Source organism: Kribbella antiqua (assembly GCF_004345665.1).
Taxonomy (GTDB): domain Bacteria; phylum Actinomycetota; class Actinomycetes; order Propionibacteriales; family Kribbellaceae; genus Kribbella; species Kribbella antiqua.
Window position 1 is genome coordinate 152372 of record NZ_SLWR01000009.1, and the last position, 24940, is coordinate 177311.

General features: G+C 67.9%; 17 protein-coding genes. 9 read left to right on the plus strand and 8 right to left on the minus strand.

The genetic code is table 11. The annotated features are described in order from the left end of the window. Nucleotides 1-2: 2 nt before the first annotated feature. Nucleotides 3-6845, minus strand: a complete 6843-nt coding sequence (locus EV646_RS25215; protein WP_241996312.1) for a type I polyketide synthase — start codon at nucleotides 6843-6845, stop codon at nucleotides 3-5. Nucleotides 6846-7475: 630 nt separating this feature from the next. On the opposite strand from EV646_RS25215, the gene EV646_RS25220 reads away from it, so the two are divergent. The 5 genes from EV646_RS25220 (at nucleotide 7476) to rodA (ending at nucleotide 13299) form a co-directional block, all read left to right on the plus strand. Beyond that, nucleotides 7476-8504 carry a rod shape-determining protein gene (locus tag EV646_RS25220; protein ID WP_132152686.1) on the plus strand — a complete coding sequence of 343 codons (1029 nt, stop codon included), beginning with the start codon at nucleotides 7476-7478 and terminating at the stop codon, nucleotides 8502-8504. 10 nt (nucleotides 8505-8514) lie between these two features. Continuing rightward, on the plus strand, nucleotides 8515-9468 hold the full coding sequence (mreC, locus tag EV646_RS25225) for a rod shape-determining protein MreC (RefSeq protein WP_132152688.1): 954 nt from the start codon (nucleotides 8515-8517) through the stop codon (nucleotides 9466-9468). Nucleotide 9469: 1 nt separating this feature from the next. Then, nucleotides 9470-10006 (plus strand): rod shape-determining protein MreD, encoded by a 537-nt coding sequence (gene mreD / locus EV646_RS25230; protein ID WP_241996313.1) that lies wholly within the window; start codon nucleotides 9470-9472, stop codon nucleotides 10004-10006. A 61-nt stretch (nucleotides 10007-10067) separates the two neighbouring features. Further along, nucleotides 10068-12122 carry a penicillin-binding protein 2 gene (gene mrdA / locus EV646_RS25235; protein ID WP_132152690.1) on the plus strand — a complete coding sequence of 685 codons (2055 nt, stop codon included), beginning with the start codon at nucleotides 10068-10070 and terminating at the stop codon, nucleotides 12120-12122. A gap of 10 nt (nucleotides 12123-12132) precedes the next feature. Continuing rightward, complete coding sequence (gene rodA, locus EV646_RS25240) at nucleotides 12133-13299, plus strand: rod shape-determining protein RodA (RefSeq protein WP_132152692.1); 1167 nt, start codon at nucleotides 12133-12135, stop codon at nucleotides 13297-13299. A gap of 64 nt (nucleotides 13300-13363) precedes the next feature. On the opposite strand, the gene EV646_RS25245 is transcribed toward rodA, so the two are convergent. Further along, nucleotides 13364-13819 (minus strand): Lrp/AsnC family transcriptional regulator, encoded by a 456-nt coding sequence (locus EV646_RS25245; protein ID WP_132152694.1) that lies wholly within the window; start codon nucleotides 13817-13819, stop codon nucleotides 13364-13366. 79 nt (nucleotides 13820-13898) lie between these two features. Here EV646_RS25245 and EV646_RS25250 point away from each other — a divergent pair, with 79 nt between their 5' ends. The 3 genes from EV646_RS25250 (at nucleotide 13899) to EV646_RS25260 (ending at nucleotide 17098) form a co-directional block, all read left to right on the plus strand. Beyond that, nucleotides 13899-14309 carry a DUF2000 domain-containing protein gene (locus tag EV646_RS25250; RefSeq protein ID WP_132152696.1) on the plus strand — a complete coding sequence of 137 codons (411 nt, stop codon included), beginning with the start codon at nucleotides 13899-13901 and terminating at the stop codon, nucleotides 14307-14309. A gap of 36 nt (nucleotides 14310-14345) precedes the next feature. Continuing rightward, on the plus strand, nucleotides 14346-15089 hold the full coding sequence (gene pcaD, locus EV646_RS25255) for a 3-oxoadipate enol-lactonase (protein WP_132152698.1): 744 nt from the start codon (nucleotides 14346-14348) through the stop codon (nucleotides 15087-15089). 77 nt (nucleotides 15090-15166) lie between these two features. Next, nucleotides 15167-17098, plus strand: a complete 1932-nt coding sequence (locus EV646_RS25260; protein WP_132152700.1) for a TIGR03960 family B12-binding radical SAM protein — start codon at nucleotides 15167-15169, stop codon at nucleotides 17096-17098. Between the two features lie 139 nt (nucleotides 17099-17237). Here EV646_RS25260 and EV646_RS25265 read toward each other — a convergent pair whose 3' ends face one another. The 5 genes from EV646_RS25265 to EV646_RS25280 all read right to left on the minus strand — a co-directional run bounded on the left by EV646_RS25265 (nucleotide 17238) and on the right by EV646_RS25280 (nucleotide 22383). After that, a complete protein-coding gene (locus tag EV646_RS25265; protein ID WP_132152702.1) occupies nucleotides 17238-17606 on the minus strand; it encodes a hypothetical protein in 369 nt (122 codons plus the stop codon). 137 nt (nucleotides 17607-17743) lie between these two features. Continuing rightward, nucleotides 17744-18457, minus strand: coding sequence for a tyrosine-protein phosphatase (locus EV646_RS25270; protein ID WP_158291014.1), 714 nt, complete (start codon nucleotides 18455-18457; stop codon nucleotides 17744-17746). Nucleotides 18458-18462: 5 nt separating this feature from the next. Then, a complete protein-coding gene (locus EV646_RS25275; protein WP_132152703.1) occupies nucleotides 18463-19779 on the minus strand; it encodes a M28 family metallopeptidase in 1317 nt (438 codons plus the stop codon). A gap of 1 nt (nucleotide 19780) precedes the next feature. Beyond that, entirely contained in the window at nucleotides 19781-19957 is a 177-nt protein-coding gene (locus EV646_RS38955) for a hypothetical protein (RefSeq protein WP_158291015.1), read from the minus strand. Between the two features lie 107 nt (nucleotides 19958-20064). Continuing rightward, entirely contained in the window at nucleotides 20065-22383 is a 2319-nt protein-coding gene (locus EV646_RS25280; RefSeq protein WP_241996314.1) for a DUF8189 domain-containing protein, read from the minus strand. A gap of 326 nt (nucleotides 22384-22709) precedes the next feature. Here EV646_RS25280 and EV646_RS25285 point away from each other — a divergent pair, with 326 nt between their 5' ends. Beyond that, on the plus strand, nucleotides 22710-23918 hold the full coding sequence (locus EV646_RS25285; protein WP_132153137.1) for an NAD(P)/FAD-dependent oxidoreductase: 1209 nt from the start codon (nucleotides 22710-22712) through the stop codon (nucleotides 23916-23918). A 108-nt stretch (nucleotides 23919-24026) separates the two neighbouring features. Here EV646_RS25285 and EV646_RS25290 read toward each other — a convergent pair whose 3' ends face one another. Then, nucleotides 24027-24905, minus strand: a complete 879-nt coding sequence (locus EV646_RS25290; RefSeq protein WP_132152705.1) for a prephenate dehydratase — start codon at nucleotides 24903-24905, stop codon at nucleotides 24027-24029. Nucleotides 24906-24940: the final 35 nt, after the last annotated feature.

Sequence of the window (24940 nt, forward strand, 5' to 3'; positions counted from 1 at the left end):
CGTCACCAGCCGGACGCGCTGTAGACGACCGAGGTGGCCGACTCCGGTCCCCAGGCGAGTTCGCGCAGCAGGGCGAGAACACCTTCCTCGGGATCGATCAGCGCGATACCGCGGGCGGCGTACGAACGCATCAGCTCCGGCGTCACCATCCCGTTGTTCGTCCCGGTCGGTGCCCACGGCCCCCAATGCACGGTGAGCCCGCGCCGGCCTGGCGCCGACCAGCGGCGGCCGAGCTGCTCGAGTGCGTCGTTGGCGCTCGCGTAATCGACCTGGCCGCGGTTGCCGAGCGCCCCGGCGATGCTGCCGAACAGTACGGCGAAACGCGGCCCGGACGGGAGTTCGCCGGTCGCGTCCAGCAACGCCCGGGCGCCGCCGACCTTGGTCCCGTAGACCGTCGCGAACGAATTGACCGTCTTCTGCGCGATCACCTTGTCCTCGATCACGCCGGCGGCGTACACGATCCCGTCGATCCGGCCGTGCTCGGCGTGGATCTCCTTAACGACGCCGTGCACCGCCTCTGTGTCGCGTACGTCGACCGAGTGGTACCGGACCGTGGAGCCGAGCTCGGTGAGCCGGTCGAGGGTCGCACGGATCTCCCGCGCGGACTCGATCTTGGCGACCACTCGCTCGATCTCGGCGGGCGATTTCATCCCGATGCTGATCAGAGCTGCTCGGAGTTCGGCGGGGCTGGTCGCCGCGGCGATGGCGGGCGGCTCGTCGTCGGTCGGCAGCGGCGAGCGGCCGATCAACTCGATCCGGCACCGCGCGGCCGCCGCGAGCGTCGCCGCGAACCTGGCCGTGATGCCCTTCGCACCACCAGCCAGCAACACCACCGAATCACGGTCGAGCCCAAGCGCTGCCGCCTCGGCCGCACCATCTCCGGCCGGTCCAGCGCCCGTACTGCCGAGCAAGCCGAGGCTCGTCTCCTTGAGCTGCAGCCCGTGCCTGGTCGCTCCGGCGGCTCTTGTCAGCGTGTCAGTCGCGGATGTTCGCAGTACGACGGGTTCGCGGTCGACGTCCGCGAGTTCGGCGATCAGGCCGTCGGCGACGAGGTCGGGCGCGGTCCCCGGCTCGTGCTCGACCACACGCGCGATCGTCTCCGGGTACTCCCGCGCGACGGTCCGAAAGAACCCACGCAGCCCATCCACCGGCCCCTTCGCAACCACCCACTTCGGCGCTCGCGCGAGCACTTCCTGGTACGTCGCGAACACTTCGGGCAGCTCGATGTCGTCACCGGCGAGGAAGAACGCGCCGTCGAAGGCTGCGGGCAGTTCACCGGAGTACGGCGTACTCGTCGCGCCAAGCTGGGCGAGTTTGCCGGCCACAAGTCGGGCCAAACCGCCGTCGCCGACCAGCAGGAACTCCCGGCCGGCGACGTCGCCGACGGTTGCCTCGCCCAACTCGACCTCAGCCAACACGAACCGCTTGGGCGCAATCACCGCCGCCGTGTCAGCAGCCAACGGTTGCTGCTGGCCCCGGACGGCTTGGCTGCCCACAGCAACAACTGCTCCACGCGGTGGCCGGGCCTGCGTCTGCAGGATCGACGGCGCCTCGATTGCCACAGGCTCGGGTTCCGGGATGCTTACCGGGTCGTCATTCGGCGCGACGTCCTTGGCGATGGCCGGTTCAGCCGTCGTGCCGATGACGAGCTGTGTGATGGCGGCCGCCGTGCGGGCTTGGGACAAGGTGTCGAGGTCGCCGGTGGTTGGAAGGTTGAGGCGGGTGGCGAGTTCGCCGGCGATCTCGGCGCGTTTGATCGAGTCGACGGAGAGGTCGGCTTCAAGGTCGAGGTCGGGTTCGATCATGTCGACGGGGTAGCCGGTGCGTTCGGCGATCACCTCGACGACGGCCGCGAGTACTGCCGCCTCGGACAACTCCGGACCTGAGCCACTCACCAACGCCTCTTGCGGGCTGCTCTCGGCGGTTGGTTGAGCGTAGACGGTGGCCGGCGCTTGGGCTTGGTGAGTGCTGGACGTCCGCTGACCGACGATGAGCTCCGCGATGCCGGCCGCCGTACGGGCCTGCGACAGCGTGTCGAGATCGCCCGTTGCCGGGAGATCGAGGCGGGCTGCTAGTTCGCCGGCGATTTCGGCGCGTTTGATGGAGTCGACGGAGAGATCGGCTTCTAGGTCGAGGTCGGGCTCGATCATGTCGACGGGGTAGCCCGTGCGTTCGGCGATCACCTGTAGGACCGCAGCCAGCACGGACGTTTCAGTGTGCTCAGATTCCACGACTACCGGCTCCCGAGCTGTTGCAGGCATTGGCTGGATTGCGGGGGAGGGTGCGGGGAGCGGGCTGGTGGGTGACGTGCCGAGGAAGCTGAGGAGGACGTCGCGTTGGGCCGCGATCAGGTCGCGGCTCGTGCGCAAGAAGTCGGCGACCAACTGCTCAGAGCCGGCGGGTTGGTAGTTGCTGTGCACGGTGAGCTCCGGGGCAGAGACAGAGGTGAGTTTGGCCGGCTGGAGGGCGCCGGATGGGATGGCACCGTCGGCGGTGCGCAGAAGGTGACCGTCCACCGTCCAGCCGGGCCGCTTCCGTCGTACGGCGGTGGTCGCGTCGACGGCATCGCGGCCGGTGAACAACCACGTCATCCGTACCTCGACACCGGCGACCGCGAGCTGCGCCAGCGCCGCGAGGAAGCCAGACAGCCCAGTACGACGCCGCCCCTCCAGCGCAACCGTGCGATGCGGTCGATCGCCGAGGATCGCGTCGACCAGACGACTCAGAACTGAACCCGGGCCGGCTTCGACGAACACCCGCGCACCCGCGGCATACATCGCCTCGATCTCCTCGACAAAGCCGACCGGAGCCCCGATCTGCGCGGCGAGCTCGGCCCGGATCTCCGCGGCGTCAGCCGGGTAGGCCATAGCAGTCCGGTTCGACCAGACCGGCACCTCGGCAGCCGAGAGCGAGACCGAAGCGAGCACCTTGGCGAACGTGCTTCCCGCTGAAGCGACCAGCGGGCTGTGGAACGCGCACGCGACCGGGATCCGCTTCGCGCCGATTCCCGCTTCGCGCAGCTTTTCGGCCGCGCGTTCGATGCCGGACGTCGTACCGGAGATGACTGTCTGCCGGGGCGAGTTCCGGTTGGCGATCACCACGTCCGTCAGCCCCACGGCCTCCACTGTGGCTGCGTCGGCCGCGACCGCAGCCATCGTCCCAGGGTCGTCGCCGCCGGTCGCGTCGAGGATCGCTTCCGCTCGAGCGCTGCTGCATTCGAGGAGTGCCTCAGGCGTCAGTACGCCGGACGCCGCCAGCGCGACCAGTTCGCCGTAGCTGTGCCCGGCCATCATCGCCGGACGGACACCTGCTCGGCGGAGCAAATCGTGCGCCGCCAGCCCGACGATCCCCAACGCCGGCTGAGCCACCCGCGTGTCGGTGATCCGCGCCAACTGCTCCTGCTGCCTGGACTCGTCGAACGCCGCAGCGGGGAACAACGCGGCCGCGGTCGTCGCATCCCCGGCGCGCACGAACCGCTGCAGCTCCGGGAACGCCGTGAACAACTCACCGAGCATCCCCGGCCGCTGACTTCCCTGCCCTGGAAAGAGGAACGCCACCTCGCCGGACGCTACGTCCCGCCGAAAGATGCCCTCGGCATCGTCACCGGCAATTGCCCGCCGCAACAATTCGGCCAGCTCTTCGACATCTCCAGCGAGTACGGCGATCTCAGCGCCATCGTTCTTCGCAGCTAGGTCGTACCGACGCGCAGCAGTCAAGGCGAGGTCGCGCAGTCGCCATGGCTCAAAACCATCCACACGGTCTGTCAGCGCCAAGAGTTCCTCAGCGTGTTTCATCGTGCGGAAGAGGAAGAGTTCGGCCGGCCACTGGTCGAACGACTGCGCGGGTGGCGGGCCGTCGTCGTACGCCGTGAGGACGGCATGGAAGTTGGTGCCGCCGAACCCGAAGGCACTGACGCCGGCGACCCGCTCGGCCGGCGCGGCGGACCACGGGGTGGCCGCTGAGTGGAATGCGAACGGGCTGGAATCGGCGTCCCAGGCCGCGTTCGGCTTGCTGACATGCAGGGTCGGCGGCTTGATGCCGGTGTGCAACGCGAGCGCGGTCTTGATCAGCCCCGCCATGCCGGCTGTGCACTTCGTGTGCCCGATCTGCGACTTCACCGACCCGATCGCGCAACCACCCGCCGCCGCTCCGGCCTCGGTGAAGACGTTCGTCAGCGTCGTCAGCTCGGTACGGTCGCCAACCACCGTCCCGGTCCCATGCGCCTCGACCAGCCCCACCGCGGCGGGCGAGATCCCAGCCGTCCGGTACGCGCGCTCGAGCGCATTCCGCTGCCCCTCAGGCCGCGGCGCGGTCAGCCCGAGCGACCTCCCGTCGCTCGCACTCCCGACACCCTTGATCACCGCATAGACGCGATCGCCATCCCGCTCCGCATCGGCCAGCCGCTTCAACGCAACGCACGCAACGCCTTCACCCAAAGCGATTCCGTCTGCGGACGAGTCGAAGGTTGCCGACCGCCCGCTCGGCGACAACGCATGCACCGACGCGAACAGCAGATAGTCGTTGATCCCGTTGTGCAGGTCCGCCCCACCGCACAAGACGAGATCGCTGCTTCCGGCAACCAATTCCTTGCAGGCGACATCAATCGCGGCCAATGATGACGCACACGCAGCGTCGACGGTGTAGTTCGCACCACCCAGATCGAGCCGATTCGCGATCCGCCCGGCGATCACGTTCGCCAGCATCCCCGGGAACGAGTCCTCGGTCAGCCGCGGCAACTGCTCGTCCAGCCCCGCCGGAATCTCACCCAGGTACGACGGCAAGACCGTACGCAAGGTGGTCGCGTTGGACAGATCGCTACCCGCCTCGGCCCCGAACACCACCGACGTACGCGACCGATCGAACTCCCGAGACTCGTATCCGGCGTCGACCAGCGCCCGATGCGCCGCCTCCAACGCCAGCAGTTGCACCGGCTCGATCGCCGCCAGCGACGCCGGCGGGATGCCGTACCGCAGCGGGTCGAAGCCGATCTCCGGCAGGAACCCACCCCACCGCGACGGCGTCCGTACCCCATCGCCGTCAGGCGCGAAGTAGACCGCCGGATCCCACCGCTCACCAGGGACTTCCGTCACGGCGTCAACGCCGGCGATGACATTGCTCCAGAACGTCGACAAATCCGGCGCCTGCGGGAACATGCACGACATCCCCACGATGGCGATGTCCAACGGCTCTACATCCACCGACTCCGGCATGGTGTCGAAGGCCTGCCGCAACTCAGCTGCCCGCACGTCCAGAAAGTCAGACGCGCCCGCAATCACTGCTTCATGCAACGACGCCACCGTGGTCACCGCGGAGCGCAGTACGGCAACCTCGCCCGCCATGAACATGCCCTCGGCCAGCTGACGCTTCGCGTCCACAGCGCGGAGATCGTCCCCGACGCGCTCGATGCCCTTGCTTGCCAGTCGCAGCCGGCCGACGTTGAGCTGCTCAAGCTGCTCCCATGCCTCCCGGCTCGGTACGTCGCGCTCCTGCAGCTCCTGCTTGATCGCGGCGTACTCGTCGGTGAACGGGCTGGCGACACAGCGCGTCGCATGTCCCGGCGCCGTTTCCAGGAGTTCGGTGCGCTCGGCATCGATCACCTGCTGCTGGAACAGGTTCAGTACGGCGCCCGCGTCGACAGCCTCGCGGGTGAACAAGTACGCCGTACCCATCAGGACACCGACGGCGGCGCCGGCACGGGAGAGTGGTGCGGCGAGCGTCCGTACCATCGCGGCGGATCGTTCATCATGGATGCCGCCGGCAAACAAGACCTCGAGCTCGGCGGCGGTGGACTGTTTGCTCGAAGCAAGGAAGTCCGAGATCACCCCGAGCTGTGCCTCCCACAACGGGAAGCTGTTCCGCGGCCCGACGTGGCCGCCGCACTCCGCGCCTTCGAAGATGAACTTCCGCGCCCCGGCCGCGAGGAACTGCTTGAGCAGTCCAGGCGACGGAACATGCAGGTAGGTGGAGATCCCGGCCCCTTCGAGCGCCGCCGCCTGGGCCGGGCGACCGCCGGCGATGATCGCGTGGGAGGGCCGGATCTCCCGGATCACCTCGAGCTGCGCAGTCTTGACGTCCTCGGCGGCGAACCCGAGCACCCCGACACCCCACGGCGCATCGCCCAGCGCATCCCTGGTCTGCTCCAGAACGCTCCTGGTCTGCGCAGGCCCTGACAACGCCAGTGCGATGAACGGCAACCCACCGTCAGCCGCCACAGCCTTGGCGAACGCAGCCTGGTCACTGACCCGCGTCATCGGCCCCTGCACCACTGGCAGGCCGTACGCCGGTGCAGGCTCCGCTGCGTCGAGCACTGCGTCTCGCACACCACGGACAGCAGCACCGACTGTGCCGTACTCCTTCAAGAACCGAGACGCCAGGAACACGTCCTGCCCAATCGGCTCCGGTACGGCGACTCCCCGCCGAGTGAACGTACGTCGCCCGTCGACCACTGCGGTCTCGGACCCATCCGCCGTACCAATAAGGTCCGCAAGCTCCACCGGCACCTCAGCCTCAGGCAGCAGAGCCAGCTGAGTGTCCAGTACGACGCCCGCCGCACCACCGAGCACAGCGGCGGCAGCAGTGCGCGGGCCGATCCCACCCCATGCCCACACCGGTACGTCGAGGTCGACGAGCTGCTGCAGTAGTACGAACGTGCTCAGCTCGCCGACGCGACCGCCGGCCTCATGACCACGTGCGAGCAGCCCATCAGCCCCAGCGGCCGCTGCCTGCCGGGCCTCCTCGAGGCTGGTCACCTCCACCAGCACACGCCGTCCGGCATAGTCCAGCGGCTCTCCACGCCAGTCCGCGAGGAGCACTGCGTCCACTTGAGCCGGCAGCTCCTCAGCCATGAGCCCACCGGCCAATCGCACCCCGAAGGGGCCCTTCGTCCATTCGGCGGTCAGTGCCAGTTGCTCCCGAGTCAACCTGTCCTGCGCTGCCGTCTGGTGTATCGATAGATCCGGTCCAGGCCGCTCAGGAGGTATCAGGTCCAGTACGGCGAGACAGCCGGCGCGGGCAGCGGCGGCCACGAATCGTGACGACGGCCGCCCCAACGGGCTGACCGCGATGACCAAATCTTCTCGAGCACGCCTCACGTGCATGGGCACTCCCATTGACCGGGCGGATTGACAGGGGAAGCCGACACTCAAGCGCTTGAGTCAGGCACCGTCAACCGATTCCGGAAAACCCGTACATGATCTTTCGATGCCGTAGGCAAATGCCTGAGGCAACAGATAAAAGTCCCGCAAACTTAGCGATCGGGTCACATTTGGGACACATGACGGCGGCGGCGCGAAGGTCGTATGGTGTGCCGGGCGGCGGCCGGCGTCCTACCCGGGGAAGCTCCGGGCGTCACTGGTCGGATACGATGCGTACGCGGTCGACCTGGGTGAATCCGGACTTGTCGGGCCCGTGTCGATGCGTTCGCGGCCACGGTCGCGCGCTTAGCCTGAGAACCGGATCGAGCAGGAGGCGCCTCGATGGCCAACAGCATGCTCGGCCGCGACATGGCGGTCGACCTCGGTACGGCGAACACGCTGGTCTATGTGCGCGGGCGGGGCGTCGTACTCAATGAGCCGTCGGTGGTGGCCACCCGCACGGACGAACCGCGCGAGGCGGTCGCGTTCGGGCACGAGGCGAAGAAGATGATCGGCCGGACGCCGGGCAACATCACCGCGATCCGGCCGCTCAAGGATGGCGTGATCGCGGATTTCGACGCCGCCGAGCAGATGCTGCGCTACTTCATCCAGCGGGTGCACCGGCGCCGCTATTTCGCGAAACCGCGGATCGTGGTCTGCGTGCCGTCCGGGATCACCGCGGTCGAGCAGCGCGCCGTCCGCGACGCCGGCTACATGGCCGGCGCCCGCAAGGTCTACATCATCGAGGAGCCGATGGCCGCCGCGCTCGGCTCCAACCTCGAGGTCCGCGACGCGACCGGGAACATGGTCGTCGACATCGGCGGCGGTACGACGGAGGTCGCGGTCATCTCGTTCGGCGGCATCGTCACCAGCCAGTCGATCCGGGTGGCCGGCGACGCCATCGACAAAGCGGTGGTGAACTACTGCAAGAAGGAGTACTCGCTGATGCTCGGCGAGGCGACCTCCGAGCAGATCAAGATGACCATCGGGTCGGCGTTCCCGACCACCGACGGGCCGGAGAGCGAGATCCGCGGCCGGGACATGGTGTCCGGCCTGCCGCGGACGGTGAAGGTGTCGTCGGCGAACATCCGGCAGGCGATCGAGGAGCCGATCACCGCGATCGTCGACGCGGTCAAGGCGACCCTGGACAAGACTCCGCCCGAGCTCGCCGGTGACATCGTCGACCGCGGCATCGTGCTGACCGGCGGTGGCGCGCTGCTGAAGGGGATGGACGAGCGGCTGCGGCACGAGACCGGCATCCCGATCCACGTCGCCGACAATCCGCTGGACGCCGTCGTGCTCGGCGCCGGCAAGTGCGTCGACAACATCGAGACACTGAACCGCATCCTGGTCACCGACAGCCGACGTTGAGGTTCCACCGATGCTCAAAGACCTCGGTACGCCGGCCAGGAGTGCGATCCGTTCGGCCGGTACGCCGCTCCGCTCGGCCGGCCTGCCGCGGGAGATCCGGCGTCGCCGGACCGTCCTGGTGCTCGTCATCCTGGCCTGCTTCACGTTGATCGTGCTCGACGCGCGCCGCTCGACCGGCTCCCCGGTGGACCCGTTGCGGCAGGCTGCCGCGGGCGTGTTCGGTCCGCTGGAGTCGACCGCGAGCTCCGCCCGGCAGCCTGTGGACAACCTCCGGGACCGGTTCGCCGAAATGGATAGGTTGAAGGCAGAGAACGAAAAACTGAAAAGTGAGAACGACAAGCTGCACCAGGACCTGAACACCTCCGACTACGCGCGCAACCGGGCCGCCGAGCTGGACGGGCTGCTCAAGATCGCGCCGTCGTACACGATGACCCCGGCGCGGGTGATCGGGATCGGCAGTGCCCAGAGCTTCAACCACACGGTCACGATCGACACCGGTACGGCGGATGGCGTGCACGTCGACATGACCGTGCTGAACGGCAACGGTCTGGTCGGCCGGGTGGTGCGCACCACCCAGGCGACCGCGACCGTGCTGCTGATCGGCGACCGCAACTCGACCGTGGGCGGCCGGCTGAACGCCACGATGGCGCTCGGCTTCGTCTCCGGCCGCGGCGAGGTCGGCGGGACGCTGGACTACAAGCTGGTCGACCTGAAGGCACAGCCGAAGGTCGGGGACCGGATCGTCACCTGGGGCTCGAGCGGCAACGCGCCGTACGTGCCGGGCGTGCCGATCGGTGTCGTCACCTCGGTGACGGCGAACCAGGGGGCGCTCGGGACCACCGCGACGGTCAAGCCGTTCGTCGATCCGACCCGGATCGACACCGTGGGCGTGGTCACGGGTCCGCCCGCGCGTACGCCGCGCAGCCAGATCAAACCGACAACGACTGCTGGAAAGGGGAACTGACGTGATCGCACTACTACGTATCGGGTTGGCGGCCCTCTTTCTGATGGTCGCCGTCACCGTGCAGACGTCCGTGCTGTCGAACATCGCGGTTGCCGGGGTCACCTGCGATCTGGTGCTGATCGTGGTGATCGCGCTCGCGTTGTCGCGTGGGCCGGAGTGGGGTGCGATTGCCGGCTTCTCCGGTGGTCTGTTGCTGGACGTCGTACCGCCTGCTGATCACACTGCCGGCCGGTGGGCGCTGGCGCTGGCGATCGCCGGGTACGTGGCGGGGCTCATTCGGCGTGAGACCTCGGCTGGTCCGGTGGGTCCGCTGATCGTTGCGGCGACTGTGGTGCTGGGCGCGGCGTTGTCGTTGTTCATCTACTGCGCGACCGGTTCGTTGCTGCATGATCCTTCGGTTGTCTGGAGCGAGTTCGGCGTCCGCCTCGGGATCGCGGCCGGCTACGACGTGGTCGGCGCGATCGTGGTGATACCGCTGGTCATGTGGGTCATGGGCCGCGTCATGGCAGCCCGCGAACGGCGGCGGGTGCTGCCGTGAGTTTTGACTCCCTCTTTCTACCTTGTTCTTCTCCTTCCCTGCACCACAGCGGAGGAGAGGCATGAGCTTCGACGGGCTTGAGGCACCTCTCAAAGCACGTCTGCGGTTGTTTGTGATCGGCGTGCTGGTTTTCTCTTTGTTTTGCACGTTGTTCGCGCGGCTCTGGTACATGCAGGTGATGTCGAGCGAGGACTACACCCAGGCCGCCACGCAGAACCACACGCGCCAGGTGCTGATTCCTGCGCCGCGCGGGACGATCGTCGACTCGAAGGGCCGCACGCTCGTCGGCAACCGGGTGTCGCTGGTGATCACGGTCGACCGCTCGGTGCTGGCGAAGCTGCCCGACTCGCAGCAGAGCGCGGTGATCGCCCGGCTGGCGAAGGTGCTCGGGCAGAAGCCGAAGGACCTCAAGGCCCGGACGATGCTGTGCGGCGAGCCGGGTGCGTCGAAACCACCCGCCTGCTGGAACGGGACGCCGTACCAGCCGATTCCGGTGGCGAAGGATGTCAGTGAGCAGGTCGCGATCGAGGTGATGGAGCGCCGGGAGGACTTCCCGGGTGTCGCCGCCGATTCCCAGGCACTGCGCGCGTACCCGGCGCCGTTCCACGTGAACGCCGCGCACATCCTCGGCTACCTGTCGCCGATCACCACCGAAGAGCTGGCAGAGCTGGACAAGTCCGGCCAGGACTCCGTCCCGCATCGCTCAGACCTCGTCGGCCGGGCCGGTGTCGAGCGCGAGTACGACAAGCTCCTGCGCGGTACGCCGGGGGTGAAGGACGTCATCGTCGACGCCGTCGGGTACACCACCGGCGTCCAGAAGCAGACCGCCCCAGTGCCCGGCGCGACGCTGGTGACGAGCATCGACGCGCGGATCCAGGCGTCGGTGGAGACGCAGCTGCGCAGCGCGATCCTGACCGCGCGGAAGCAGTACGACAAGATCACCAAGCGCAAGTACGTCGCCGACTCCGGCGCCGCGGTCGTGATGGACACCCACACCGGCCGGATCGTCGCGATGGCGAGCTACCCGAGCTACGACCCAGGTGTGTGGGTCGGCGGTATCACCCAGCGCGAGCTGGACGCGCTCTACTCACCCGAGTCCGGTACGCCGCTGGTGTCGCGTGCTCTGCAGGGTCAGCTAGCCCCCGGCTCGACCTTCAAGCCGATCACCACCGCCGCCGCGATGAGTGCCGGCTACACCACGAAGACCCGGCTGGACTGCTCGCCGTACTTCGAGGTCGGCAACCGCCGGTTCAAGAACTACGAGTCCGCGTCGTACGGGATGATCGGGTTCGACAAGGCGCTGTCGCTGTCCTGCGACACCTTCTTCTACCGGATCGCCTACGCCCTCTGGCTCAAGGAGGGCGGCAACTCCAGCGACGTCAACACTCGCGACCCGCTGGTCCAGATGGCGCAGAAGTTCGGCCTCGGCAAGCCGACCGGGATCGACCTGCCCGGTGAGGTCAGCGGCCGGATTGCCGACCGGAAGTGGAAGAAGGAGTACTACGACGCGCAGAAGGACTACTACTGCAAGATCGCGGCCAACCCACCGGCCGGGACGTCGTCGTTCCTGAAGCAGTTCTCCCGCGAGTTCTGCGTCGACGGGTACAAGTACCGCGCCGGTGATGCGGTGAACTTCGCCATCGGCCAGGGCGACACCACGGTCACGCCGTTGCAGCTGGCAACGGTCTATGCGGCGCTGTCGAACGGCGGCACGCTGTACGAGCCACGGGTGGTCCAGTCGTGGATCGGCGCGAACGGCAAGTCGCACGAGATCAAGCCGACGGTCAAGGCGAAGCTGCCGGTGTCGCCGGGGACGCTGCAGTACATCGACCGCTCGCTGAAAGAGACGGTCAAGTCCGGTACGGCGGCGTGGAAGTTCAACGGGTTCCCGGTCGACCAGGTGCAGATCCGGGCCAAGACCGGTACGGCCGAGGTCTACGGGAAGCAGACCACGTCGTGGATGGCGTCGTACACGGATCGGTATGCCGTGGTGATGATGATCAGCCAGGCCGGCACGGGTTCGGGCGCCGGCGGTACGGCGGTGCGGAAGATCTACGAGACGCTCTACAACATCAAGCCCGAACCATCCGAAGAGCAGAAGAAGCCGACGCAATGAGGGCGCGATCATGGCGCTGCTGACTCCGATGCGGATCCGGCCGCGGATGGACCGGCGGTCGACCGTGTGGCACGTCGACTGGGTGCTCGTGCTCGGCGTACTCGCGTTGTCGTCGATCGGCGCGGTGCTGATCTGGTCGGCGACCCACGGGCGGACGTCGCTCACCGGCGGGAACCAGTACGCCTTCCTGGCCCGGCACGCGCTCAACTTCGCCATCGGCTTGGTGCTCGCGATCGGTGCCGCTGTCACCGACCACCGCCGGGTCCGCATCCTCGCCCCGGTTCTGTACGCCGCCTCGATCGTCGGGCTGATCCTGGTTCTCGTGCCAGGGGTCGGCGCGGTGATCAACGGGTCGCGGTCGTGGATCCAGCTGCCCTGGATGTCGATCCAGCCGAGTGAGTTCGCCAAGCTGGCGGTCATTGTCGGGATGGCGCTGCTGATCGCGGAGAAGGGTGAGACCGACCACCACGACACCGCCCGGACCGTCGACGTCGCGCAGGCGATCGCAGTCGCCGCCGTACCGGTGATCCTGGTGATGCTGCAACCCGACCTGGGCACGGTGATGGTGCTCGGGTCGATCGTGTTCGGGATCATCGCGGTGTCCGGCGTACCGAAGCGGTGGATGCTCGGGCTCGTTACCGCCGGCGTCGTGGTCGCGACCTTGGCGATCCAGCTGCATGTGCTCAAGGAGTACCAGCTGTCCCGCTTCATCGCGTTCGCAGATCCGTCGCAGGACCCGCAGGGCATCGGCTACAACGTGAACCAGGCCCGGATCGCGATCGGCAACGGCGGGATCTTCGGCCAGGGACTATTCCACGGCAGTCAGACACAGAACGCCTTCGTCCCGGAGCAGCACACCGACTTCGTCTTCACGGTGGCAGGGGAGGAGCTCGGCCTGATCGGGGCCGGCGCGATCATCGCGCTGTTCGCGCTGGTGCTGCTGCGCGGGCTGCGGATTGCCGTGAACGCGCGCGACGCCTTCGGCCGGCTGGTCGCGACCGGGATCGTCTGCTGGTTCGCCTTTCAGGCCTTCGAGAACATCGGCATGACCCTGGGCATCATGCCGGTCACCGGCCTTCCGCTCCCGTTCGTGTCCTACGGCGGTTCCTCGATGTTCGCCTGCCTCCTGGCGGTCGGCCTGCTGGAGAACATCCACCTCCGCTCCCACCAGTTCTGAGCCCGGCCCGCTGAGCGCCGTCACACGCCCACCTGTCACGCCAATCCGAAGAAGTTCTCGGCGCTCAGGAGTTGAGCGGCATGATCGTCGTACGGCGGTGGTGCTCGAAGACGACGGAACTTCGGATGTCGGCGATCTCCTGGCGTTTCGCCAGCGCGAGGACGAGATCGCGAAGCGCCTGGGTGTCCTTGACCGCGACGTGCGCGAGGAAGTCGGAGGCGCCGGAGACCATGAACATCGCCAGGGTTTCGGGCAGCTTGTTCACGTAGTCCTGGAACGCGGTCGCGACCGCCATCGCCTGGGGGCGGAGTTTGATCGAGATGATCGCCTGGGTGGACCGGTCGATCGCCTTCAGGTCGACCTCCGCGTGGTACCCGCTGATCACGCCGCGGTCGCGCAGGCCGCGGATCCGTTCCAGGCAGGTGGACGGCGCGATGCCGAGCTCGGCGGCCATGTCCCGGTTGGTCCGGCGCGCGTCGTTCTGCAGCATCCGCAGGAGCGCCGTATCAAGTTCGTCCATGCCAGGAAGTTTCGCATGATCGCCGAACGATGTTCGGTTGAAGCGGCGATCGGCTGTGCAGGCGGCTAGGTTCTGTCCCGTGCTGACGAACAAGATGGTTGTGGTGATCGCGGCCGATGCGCCGGTCGGCGTCGCCCTGAACACTGCCGCGCTGCTCGGCGTAGCCCTCGGCCACCACCACGACGAGGTGGTCGGCCACGACACCGTGGACGCGACGGGCAACCCCCACACCGGCATGTGCGCCCACCCGATTCCCGTTCTGCGTGCCTCCGCCGAGCAACTGCACGACCTCCGCACCCAGGCAGCCGCCCGCGACGGCGTCACCGTCCACGACATGAACCAGGTCGCCCAGCGATCCCGCACCTACGACCAGATGTCCGCCACCCTCAGCGGCACCAAAGCCGAAGACATCGAATACCTCGGCCTGGCCCTCTACGGCCCCCGCCCCACTGTCGACTCCCTCACCGGAGCCCTCCCGCTCTACCGCTAGACGCTCCGACGCGGGGCCGTTACTAAGGTGGGCCCTATGCGACTCAACTACGTGGAGAGCGGGGCCGGGGACGCGCCGGTTGTGCTGTTGGGGTCGTCACTCGGGGTGACGCATGCGATGTGGGCCCCGCAGATCGACGTACTCGCGGAGCGGTTCCGGGTGATCGCGTTCGACCACCGGGGCCATGGCGAGTCGGAGGTGCCGCCCGGGCCGTACACGATCGACGACCTCGGCGGGGACGTCGTCGAGTTGCTCGACACGCTCGGCGTCGAGCAGGCGTCGTACGTCGGGATCTCGCTCGGTGGGGCGGTCGGCTTGTGGCTGGCCGAGAACGCACCGGAGCGGTTCCACCGGTTCGCGCTGCTGTGCCCGCCGGCTTGGCCGGCCGCCGGTGCCCAGATGTGGACCGACCGCGCGGCCACCGTCCGCGCCGAGGGAACGCAGGCGATCACCGAGCTGACTCTCGGCCGCTGGTTCCTACCGGACTTCACCAGTACCGACGCCATCCGCGAGCAACTCCTCAACACGCCGGACGAGGGCTACGCCGCCTGCTGCGAGGCCCTCGGCGCAATGGACCTCCGCGACAAACTCGCCGACATCACCGCGCCGGTGCTGCTCGTCACCGCCGAACAGGACGCCTCGATCCCGCCCGAGACGGTCATCCCGCTAGCCACTGCCATCCCCGGCGCCCACCTCGAAATCATCGAAAACGCCGCCCACCTCGTCACTTACACCCACCCCGACGTCATCAACCCCCTCCTCCTCGCCCACTTGAGCTGAAATGCGTCTGGATTCTCTGTGCACGACCGGCCGGTATTAACCTGGTAGGCGATCTGCTTGCTGACCGGAAGTTTGGGATGACTGTCGAATCGCTGTTCCCGCGCCTGGAGGCGTTGTTGCCGCAGGTGCAGAAGCCGATCCAGTACGTCGGTGGTGAGCTGAACTCGGTCAGTAAGGACTGGGATTCGGTCAGTGTGCGCTGGGCGCTGATGTACCCGGACGCGTACGAGGTCGGGCTGCCCAACCAGGGCGTGCAGATCCTGTACGAGGTGCTGAACGAGCGGGATCACATCCTGGCCGAGCGGACGTACTCCGTCTGGCCGGACATGGAGAAGGTGATGCGGGACAACGGCATCCCGCAGTTCACCCTGGACGGTCACCGGCCGGTACGGGCGTTCGACGTCTTCGGGCTGTCGTTCTCGACCGAGCTCGGCTACACCAACATGCTGACCGCGCTCGACCTGGCCGGCATCCCGCTGTACGCCGTCGACCGGACCGACGAGGACCCGATCGTGCTGGCCGGCGGGCACGCCGCGTTCAACCCGGAGCCGATCGCCGACTTCATCGACGCCGCCGTACTGGGTGACGGCGAGGAGATCGTACTTGCGATCTCCGACGTGATCCGGGAGTGGAAGGACGAGGGCCGCCCGGGCGGCCGCGACGAGGTGCTGATGCGCCTGGCCGCGTCCGGCGGTGTCTACATCCCGAAGTTCTTCACCGTCGAGTACCTCACTGACGGCCGGATCAAGCGCGTCGCGCCGAACCGGACCGGCGTACCGTGGCGGACCGCGAAGCACACGGTGATGGACCTGGACGCCTGGCCGTACCCGAAGAAGCCGCTGGTCCCGCTGGCCGAGACCGTGCACGAGCGGTACTCGGTGGAGATCTTCCGCGGTTGTACGCGCGGTTGCCGCTTCTGCCAGGCCGGGATGATCACCCGGCCCGTCCGGGAGCGCAGCATCACCACGATCGGCGACATGGTCGAGAACGGGCTGAAGCAGTCCGGGTTCGAGGAGGTTGGGCTGCTGAGCCTGTCGTCCGCGGATCACAGCGAGATCGGCGAGGTCGCCAAGGGCCTGGGGGACCGGTACGAGGGCAGCAACGTGTCGCTGTCGTTGCCTTCGACAAGGGTCGACGCGTTCAACATCACGCTGGCCAACGAGTTCTCCCGCAACGGCCGGCGCAGTGGCCTGACCTTCGCCCCGGAGGGCGGGTCGGACCGGATGCGCAAGGTGATCAACAAGATGGTCACCGAGGAGGACCTGATCCGGACCGTCGCGGCGGCGTACAGCCACGGCTGGCGGCAGGTGAAGCTCTACTTCATGTGCGGCCTGCCGACCGAGACGGACGAGGACGTACTCGCGATCGCGGATCTGGCGAAGAAGGTGATCGCGACCGGTCGTGAGGTGTCCGGGCGGCGCGACATCCGTTGCACGGTGTCGATCGGCGGGTTCGTGCCGAAGCCGCACACGCCGTTCCAGTGGGCCTCGCAGCTCGGCGCGGAGGAAACCGACGCGCGGCTGTCGAAGCTCGCCGCCGCGATCCGCTCGGACCGGAACTACGCGAAGGCGATCGGCTTCCGGTACCACGACGGCAAGCCCGGCATCATCGAGGGCCTGCTGTCCCGCGGCGACCGCCGGGTCGGCCGGGTGATCGAGCAGGTCTGGCGCGACGGCGGCCGGTTCGACGGCTGGAGCGAGCACTTCTCCTTCGACCGCTGGGTCGAGGCGACCGAGAAGGCGCTCGCCGGCGAGCCGGTCGATCTCGCCTGGTACACGACGCGCGAACGCGAGTACGCCGAAGTGCTGCCCTGGGACCACCTCGACTCCGGCCTGGACCGGGACTGGCTCTGGGAGGACTGGCAGGACTCGCTCGAGGAGGACGGCGCGATCGAGGTCGAGGACTGCCGCTGGACCCCGTGCTTCGACTGCGGCGTCTGCCCCCAGATGGGCACCGAAATCCAAATCGGCCCCACCGGCAAGAAACTCCTCCCACTCTCGGTCGTCTGACGGCAGCGCCCCACCCCTCCGCGAACCGGCACAATCCCGTGGCCGTGCTCGTTGCCCGGTCCGACCGGTTCGCGGAGTTTGCCCTGCCGAAACGAGTGGGTGACGCCTCCCGGACGAGACCCTGCAGTCCTGGGCGAGGTCAGTTGCAGTAGTACGTCGGTTTGGGAGTGGTCTCGCTCTGGTCTTGCCAGTGGGCTACGCCGACGTAGTAGCCGCAGCCGGTTCCCTCGTCGAACCAGGCGGCGCCGCCGGAGTAGGCGTAGTTCTCGGCAACAGTGGTGAACGGCCCGGCGGCGCTCGATCCCTTCTGCAGCTCGACGCTGACCTCGGTCACGCTGTTCGAACAACCTTCGAGTCCGACGCCGACGTACAGCATCAGCGCGCTGTAGCCGACGCTCTGCGCGGTGACCAGGTCGCACGCCTGCGTCGACGCCTGTGCGGGTGTGCCGACCGTCAGGCCGGCGAGGGCGAGAGTGCTGGTGAGGGCTGCGCCCAGGAGCTTCTTCATGCGGTCCCCAGTGGTGAGAAACTTACAGGAAGTAGCCAGACTAAGGCAGTCGGTTACGACATCCAATAGCAGCTCGGTGAGCAAGAGCTCGTCAGCGCTGCCCAGAACGAAGTCGGCACCGGCCAACGCGGCTTCTGTCACACAGCCTGTACGTCGACCTCCACCAGCCGCGTCGCCAGTTGGTGGATCTCAGCGTCGGAGAGTCCAAGTGCGCCGAGATAGGACCGCACACCGCCGTACGCGTGATCGAGGTGATCGAGCGAATCGAGGATTGTCGACGGCAGCGTCCGCGAGTAGAACGCCGCCGCAGGTCGTTCGTCCTCCGGCAGTTCGGCGAGCCGAGCCGGGATGCCGAGCAGTTCCTCGCTCACCGCATAGTCGTCCGCGATCACTTCCCGCGGTACGCCGACCAGGTCGAGCAGCAAGGCGATCAGCAGGCCAGTCCGGTCCTTGCCGGACTTGCAATGCACCACCACGGGCGCGTCGACCGGCGCCGCGGTCACCGCCCGAAGCGCCTTCGCGATCTGCCGACGGTTCCGGTCGAGACTGCCACGGTAGAGGTCGGCCAGCACCCGCTCGGCCGCTGGATCCCGCTCCGCATCGGCGACGTCATCGATCCACGGAATCCGCTGGTACGACGCCGAGCCGTCGAGCGGATGTGGTTGCGTCAGCTCCCAGTCGGACCGCAGATCCAGCACCAAACCGGCGCCGACGGCAACGAATGCCTCCAGGCCATCCTGATCCAGGTTGTCCAGCGAGTCGGTCCGAAGCACCGCCCCCGCGCGTGTCGGTACGCCGTACCGGGTCGGAAGCCCGCCAACATCACGCGCATTCAGGCATCCGCTCCACACGGGCGTCAGCTTATAGAACCGCCAAGCGACTCGAGGTCGTGCCAAGTCCCGTCGAAGGCCGTGTGGTGCAAGGCCGAATCCATGCCGACCGCGAACACGTCGAGCCGGCCCGGACCCCAGGAGACCACGGAACCAGCAGGTCGCGGCCGGGTCGCCGGAACAACCGGCTCGAGCCAGCCGGCCAGCGCGGCCACGTTCATCCGGAGAATCTCGGCTGCCAACGCCCAGTCCAGGAAGTCCACCGTGTCGGAAGCCGAATGGATATGACCGTTCGCGCTGTCCGCGCCCTCGATCGTCAGCACCGCGGGAATCCTTGCGTTGATGAACGGCACATGGTCGCTCGCGAACGGGTTCAGCGAAGTCTCCACCTTCAACCCGGTGTACGTCGCAGCCGCCGTCGCGAGGTCCGTCATCTGACCCGACGACACCGGCGCACCCTCCAGCAGCACAGTCGGCACAGCCGTGTTCTTCGCCGCGATCATGTCCATGTTGAGTACGGCGCGAATCCTCGACCGGTCGGCCGGCGGCAGCAAGGCGACGTACTGCTTGCTGCCGAACAGCCCTTCCTCCTCGCCGCCGAACAGGATCAGCCGTACGTCGTGCTGCCACCGCTGCGTCGCGAGCAGTCGCCCGAGCTCGAGCACACCGGCCGAGCCGCTCGCGTTGTCGTCGGCGCCGGGTGCGGATGCGGCCGGGCCGCCGGCGAGGTTGATCGAATCCAGATGTGCCGTGATCAGGACCAGCCCGGGGTCCGAGCTTGATCCGGCCCGGTCGCCGATCAGGTTCTCCGAATGACCCGCGCCTACGGTGATCTGAGTCCGGGTGACCCTGTAGCCGAGGGCAATCATCCGGGCGGCGGCAAAGTCGACTGCGGTGCCGAACGACGGACTCAACGAGTGCCGCGTCGGAAGACTCGCGAACCACGTCAGATCCGCCCGGTACGACGTGGGCGACAATGCGCCGACCAGGTCGGCCACAGCCGGATCCACCCTCGCCGCGACTAGCGGAGGATTGTCGACAATCGTCGTACCGGCGCGCAACGGCTCGACCCGCCAGCAGGTGGTGGAGCGGCGGCGGGGTTTGTCGGCGGACGAGATCACCAGGTGGCGGCCGTGGTCCAGCAACGGCGTCACGTCCGGGAAGTCGTCCTGGAAACTCCGGCCCACCTGCGTGACGAGCAGCAGGCCGGGTGCGGTCCGGGAGGCCCGGCCGAGGCGTTGGTCGGCCGGGACCCAGAGGAGGGTCTTGTCCCCGAACCGCGCCGACTGCGCACCATCAGCAGCATCAGCAGTCGGTACGACGAGATAGCGCACAGCACTCATGTCAGTCCTGCCAGATGATCTCGAGGCGGTCGGGCTCGGCCTTGATGATCCGGGCGCTTCCGCCTGAGCTGCGGGTGATCAGGCCGTTCGGTTCCCAGCGGCCGGCCGGCCTGGCTTCGGGTACGTCGGCGCGGCCGAGCGCCCATTCGACGAGGGTTCCGTCCGGACGGAACTCCACCCCCCGCCGGCCGCGGGCCGGCGGGAAGGCGAAGTCGTCCCGGCGGTAGACGCTGATCCCGTCGTGGTCCTCCTCGAACGAGTGCGTCCACCGTCCTTTGGTGCGGGTCAGCTCAGCACCACCTGTTCGATCGTTGCTGCCGGCATCGTTTCGGGGATGGTCACCTTGAAGTCGCTGATGACTCCACCCAGCGGTTCGTAGTCAGTGAGCGACGGCGACCAGGCCGAGCCGTCCCACCACTTGTGGTAGAGCTGCTTGTCGGTGCCGGTGACGAAGACGTCCAGCCGGTTCGGGCCCCACGAGACCACGCGTGGCTCGTCGGTGCAGATGCCGCCCAGAGCCTCCCAGCCGGACCAGGCCGAGCCGTCGTACCACTTGTGGTAGAGCGCCGAATCCGTGCTGAGCACGAACACGTCCAGCCGGTTCGCGTCCCACGAGACAACCGTCGGAGCCGTCGTACAGACGCCGCCGAGGTTCTCGAAGTCGGACCAGGCCGAGCCGTCGTACCACTTGTGGTACAGCGCGGAGTCGGTGCCGATGACGAACAGGTCCAGGCGGTTCTCGCCCCACGCAACGACCCGCGGCGGGGAGGCGCAGACGCCGCCGAGGCTCTCGAAGTCGACCGCCGACGGCCCCCAGTTCGAGCCGTCCCACCACTTGTGGTGCACCGCGTTGTCGGTGCCGAGGACGAACACGTCCAGCCGGTCGGTGCCCCAGGCAACGACTTCGGGTGGGCTCATGCAGATGCCGCCGAGGTACTCGAAGCCGGTGTCGGACGGTCCCCAGGAGGTCCCGTCGAACCACTTGTGGTAGAGCCCGCGGTCGGTGCCGAGGACGAAGGCGTCCAGCCGGTTCGGTCCCCAGGTGGCCAGCCGCGGCGGGCTCAGGCAGACGCCGCCGAGGTTCTCGTAGCCGGTGAGTGACGGTCCCCAGGCTGAGCCGTCCCACCACTTGTGGTACAGCGCGTGATCGGTGCCGAGGACGAAAGCGTCCAGCCGGTCCGGTCCCCAGGACGCGACTTCCGGAGCAGTCATACAGACACCACCCATGTGCTCGTAACCGCTGACGGACGGTCCCCACGCCGCTCCGTCCCACCACTTGTGATACATCGCCAGGTCGGTGCTGAGCACGAACGCGTCCAGCCGGTTCGTACCCCACGACACCACCGAGCCGGCCGGTTCCGGCGTACCGGCGACGCCGCTTTCGATCAGCGGGGACCGGACGGTGTCCAGGCAGGCCTCCATCCGGGCCACCTGGTCGTCGGTGAACATCACCATGCCGCGGTCGTCGGTGTAGTCCATGTAGTTGACGAACAGGTCGCCGTTCGGCCCGTTGCTGCAGGTCACGTGCGGGAACGTCGGTACGCCGAAGTTCGGGCCGGCCTGGTTCGGGGTGTCGGCGACCTCGTCACTGCCGCTGCAGCCGGTGCCGTCGTCGCCCCAGATGTGGAACAGGTTCAGGTAGTGGCCGATCTCGTGCGTCGTCGTACGCCCGAGGTTGAACGGTGCGGCCGCCGTACCGGTGGTGCCGAAGCCGCTGTGCAGGATGACGACGCCGTCGGTGTCCGCCGGACCGCCCGGGAACTGGGCATATCCGAGCAGGCCGTTGCCGAGTTGGCAGACCCAGATGTTCAGGTACCGGTCGGTCGGCCAGGGGTCGTGGCCGCCGGTCGCACTCGACTTCACCCGGTCGTCGGTGCCGAACGAGCTGGCGCTCGTCTGGGTCCGGGTGACGCCCGTCGTCGAGTTGCCGTCCGGGTCCTCGGTCGCCAGGTGGAACTGGATCCGCGCGTCCGCGATCAGCCCGGTGAACGGCGCCGGCACGATCGACAGGTCCGGGTTCGTCGCCCGGAAGTCGTGGTTCAGTACGTCGATCTGGCTGTCGATCTGGGCTTGTGAGATGTTCTGCGCGGCAGTCTTCCAGATCACGTGGACGACGACCGGGATACGCGCGACGCCGGCGAACCTCTCCTGGCGGGCGACGAAATCGGTGGTCGCGTTCTCCAGCGCCGACCGAGCGGCGGCGTACTCCGGCGAGGTGGACAGCAGGCGCCGGTGCACATCCATCACACCGCATTGCCGCCGGGTCGGGTACTCGGTCCGGTCGTCACCACCGGCGCCGCCGCTCATACCGGCACCTCCGGCCCCGCCGCCGCCCGTCATCCCGCCACCCGGCATCCCGCCGTCACCCACGCCGCCGCTCATGCCGCCACCGGGCATCCCGCCACCCGTCGTACCGCTGCCCGTGCCTCCGCCCGCGCCCGCGCCGCCGCTCATGCCGGTCGCCGGCATTCGGTCGCCGGTCGGTGCGCCGGGCATTCCGTTGGATTTCGGCAGGCCGTTCGTGGCACCGGCCGGCGGTACGTCGCCCGGCATCCGATGCTCGTCGCGGTGCTTGTCCGCTCTCCCGTTGGCCTTCCTCGGCATCTCTCCCCCTCCCGTGGGGGCCATCAAGCAGGTCGGATACGCGCGGCCAGGCGCACCGCGCGATCCCGGACCGACGAATCCCCCAGCCACCCCTCGATCGAAGACGGCACCTACCGCCTTCCCCCACAGAACAACCAGCCCCCATTCCATTGCTCTCCGCTCACCTTCCACCCGCTCACCTCACGCACACAAGACCTCACCGCACGGCAGCTCTTTGCGGATCTTTTTGGTCGCCAGGTGCAAATTTCCTTCCGGAAAAGGGCGTGGGGGCGATGGTGTTCCTCGGTGGGGGTGATGGTGCGAGGATCGGGTCGGGGGTGGTTGAGATGGGGACGACGTACGACGTGATTGTGGTGGGGGCTCGGTGTGCGGGCTCACCGACGGCGATCTTGCTGGCGCGTAAGGGATATCGGGTGTTGCTGGTCGACCGGGCCGGCTTCCCGAGTGACACGCTGTCGACGCTGGTCATTCAGCCGCAGGGGGTTGCGGCTTTGCGGCGATGGGGTCTGCTCGAGGAAGTGATCGCGACCGGGTGTCCCTGGATCGAGCGGTACTCGTTCGACTTCGGGCCGGTGACGATCGCCGGCACCTCGCGACCCGTCGGCGGCGGCTCGGCCGGGTGCGCGCCGCGGCGATACCTGCTGGACAAGATCCTGGTCGACGCCGCGGCACGTGCCGGGGCCGAAGTTCGCGAGCGGTTCAACGTGGACGGTCTGGAGGTCGAGGACGGCACCGTGACCGGCATCCGCGGACACAGTGAGGACGGTACGCCGGTCGTCGAACGGGCGCGGGTGGTAGTCGGAGCCGACGGACGCAACTCGCACGTCGCCCGCTGGGTCGATGCGCCGCGCTATCACGAGAAGCCGAGACTCGCCTACGCGTACTACGCCTTCTACAGCGATCTGCCGACGGATGGTTTCGAGGTCATCATCCGGCCGGAGCGAGGCTGGGGTGTGATCCCGACCAACGACGGGCTGACCCTGATGGTCATGGGCTGGCCGCACGCGCAGGCGCAGGAGTTCAAGGCCGACGTCGAAGCCGGCTTCGCCAAGACGGTCGAGCTTGCGCCGGACTTCGCCGCCCGGTTCCGGGCCGCGACCAGGGTCGAGCCGTTCCTCGGCGGCGCGGTGGAGAACTTCTTCCGGACCCCGGCCGGACCAGGCTGGGCGCTGGTCGGCGACGCCGGCTACAACAAGGACCCGATCACCGCGCAGGGCATCAGCGACGCGTTCCGCGATGCCGAGCTCTGCAGTACGGCGATCGACGAGTGGCTCGAGGGAAAGCGCGCGTACGACGTGGCGATGGCCGACTACCAGACGAGCAGGGATGAGCACGTGTTCCCGATGTACGAGTTCACCACTCAACTGGCGACACTGCAGCCTCCGCCGCCGGAGATGCAGCAGTTGCTCGGCGCGATCCACGGCAACCAGGAGGCCATGGACGACTTCGTCAGCATGCAGGTAGGCACCCTGTCACCAGCCGAATTCCTCGCCCCAGCCAACATCGGCCGCCTCATGTCCGCTGCGGGGATCTAGAGCGTCAGTTCCCAGATGGTGCGTTGGGCGACGGGGCGGACACGGCCGTCGACCGTCACGATATGCACCCGGGAACCCTAGTGCGGGATCCCGGACATCGCGGGTGAATTAGTGGTGTGGACGAAGGGCCCGGTTGGCCAGAGGTTCGGCGATTTCGGCGCGGAAGGGGTGGGCGGGGTAGACGCCGAGCAGGCGGACCTCGACGGAGAAGAAGGCCAGCTCTTCCAGCGCCAGGGCGACGTTGGGATCGTCCGGGTGGCCCTCGATGTCGGCGTAGAACTGGGTGGCGAAGAACATGCCGCCGAGCTGGTACGACTCCAGCTTGGTCATGTTGACGCCGTTGGTGGCGAAACCGCCGAGGGCCTTGTAGAGGGCGGCCGAGACGTTGCGGACGCGGTAGACGAAGCTCGTGATGATCGGGCCGGAACCGACCGGCGGGACCTCGGGCTCACGCGACAGGACCAGGAAGCGCGTCGTGTTGTGGTGCTCGTCCTCGACGTCGCTCGCCAGCGTCTCCAGGCCGTACAGCTCAGCGGCGGCGCGGGGGGACAGCGACGCGACGGTCGGGTCGGCCAGTTCGGCGACCTCGCGGGCCGAGCCGGCCGTGTCGTCGGCGACGACGGTCGACCAGCCGTGCTCGCGGATGATCTTGCGGCATTGCCCGAGGGCGTGCACGTGGCTGCGGACGGTCCGGATCCGGTCGATCGACGTACCCGGTACGGCGAGCAACTGGAAATGAATCGGCAGGAAGTACTCGCCGACGATGTGCAGACCGGACTCCGGCAGCAGGTGGTGGATGTCCGCCACCCGGCCGGCGATCGAGTTGTCCACCGGGATCATCGCGAGTCCGGCGCGACCGCTGCTGACCGCCTCGAGCGCGTCCTCGAACGTCGTACAAGGCAGCTGCTCGCGGTCCGGGTACATCTCGGTGCAGGCCATGGCCGAATTGGCGCCTGGCTCACCCTGGTAAGCGATCGGTCCGTCCACGATCTCCCAGGGTAGACCCCACCTGTCTCAGGAGA

Excerpts from the sequence above, each read along its gene's own strand:
- mrdA (WP_132152690.1), top strand. The coding sequence starts at position 10,068 with ATGAGCTTCGACGGGCTTGAGGCACCTCTCAAAGCACGTCTGCGGTTG.
- EV646_RS25260 (WP_132152700.1), top strand. The coding sequence starts at position 15,167 with ATGACTGTCGAATCGCTGTTCCCGCGCCTGGAGGCGTTGTTGCCGCAG.
- EV646_RS25280 (WP_241996314.1), bottom strand. The coding sequence starts at position 22,383 with ATGCCGAGGAAGGCCAACGGGAGAGCGGACAAGCACCGCGACGAGCAT.
- EV646_RS25215 (WP_241996312.1), bottom strand. The coding sequence starts at position 6,845 with ATGGCTGAGGAGCTGCCGGCTCAAGTGGACGCAGTGCTCCTCGCGGAC.
- EV646_RS25245 (WP_132152694.1), bottom strand. The coding sequence starts at position 13,819 with ATGGACGAACTTGATACGGCGCTCCTGCGGATGCTGCAGAACGACGCG.
- EV646_RS25285 (WP_132153137.1), top strand. The coding sequence starts at position 22,710 with ATGGGGACGACGTACGACGTGATTGTGGTGGGGGCTCGGTGTGCGGGC.
- EV646_RS25275 (WP_132152703.1), bottom strand. The coding sequence starts at position 19,779 with ATGAGTGCTGTGCGCTATCTCGTCGTACCGACTGCTGATGCTGCTGAT.
- pcaD (WP_132152698.1), top strand. The coding sequence starts at position 14,346 with ATGCGACTCAACTACGTGGAGAGCGGGGCCGGGGACGCGCCGGTTGTG.
- EV646_RS25220 (WP_132152686.1), top strand. The coding sequence starts at position 7,476 with ATGGCCAACAGCATGCTCGGCCGCGACATGGCGGTCGACCTCGGTACG.
- EV646_RS25265 (WP_132152702.1), bottom strand. The coding sequence starts at position 17,606 with ATGAAGAAGCTCCTGGGCGCAGCCCTCACCAGCACTCTCGCCCTCGCC.
- rodA (WP_132152692.1), top strand. The coding sequence starts at position 12,133 with ATGGCGCTGCTGACTCCGATGCGGATCCGGCCGCGGATGGACCGGCGG.
- mreC (WP_132152688.1), top strand. The coding sequence starts at position 8,515 with ATGCTCAAAGACCTCGGTACGCCGGCCAGGAGTGCGATCCGTTCGGCC.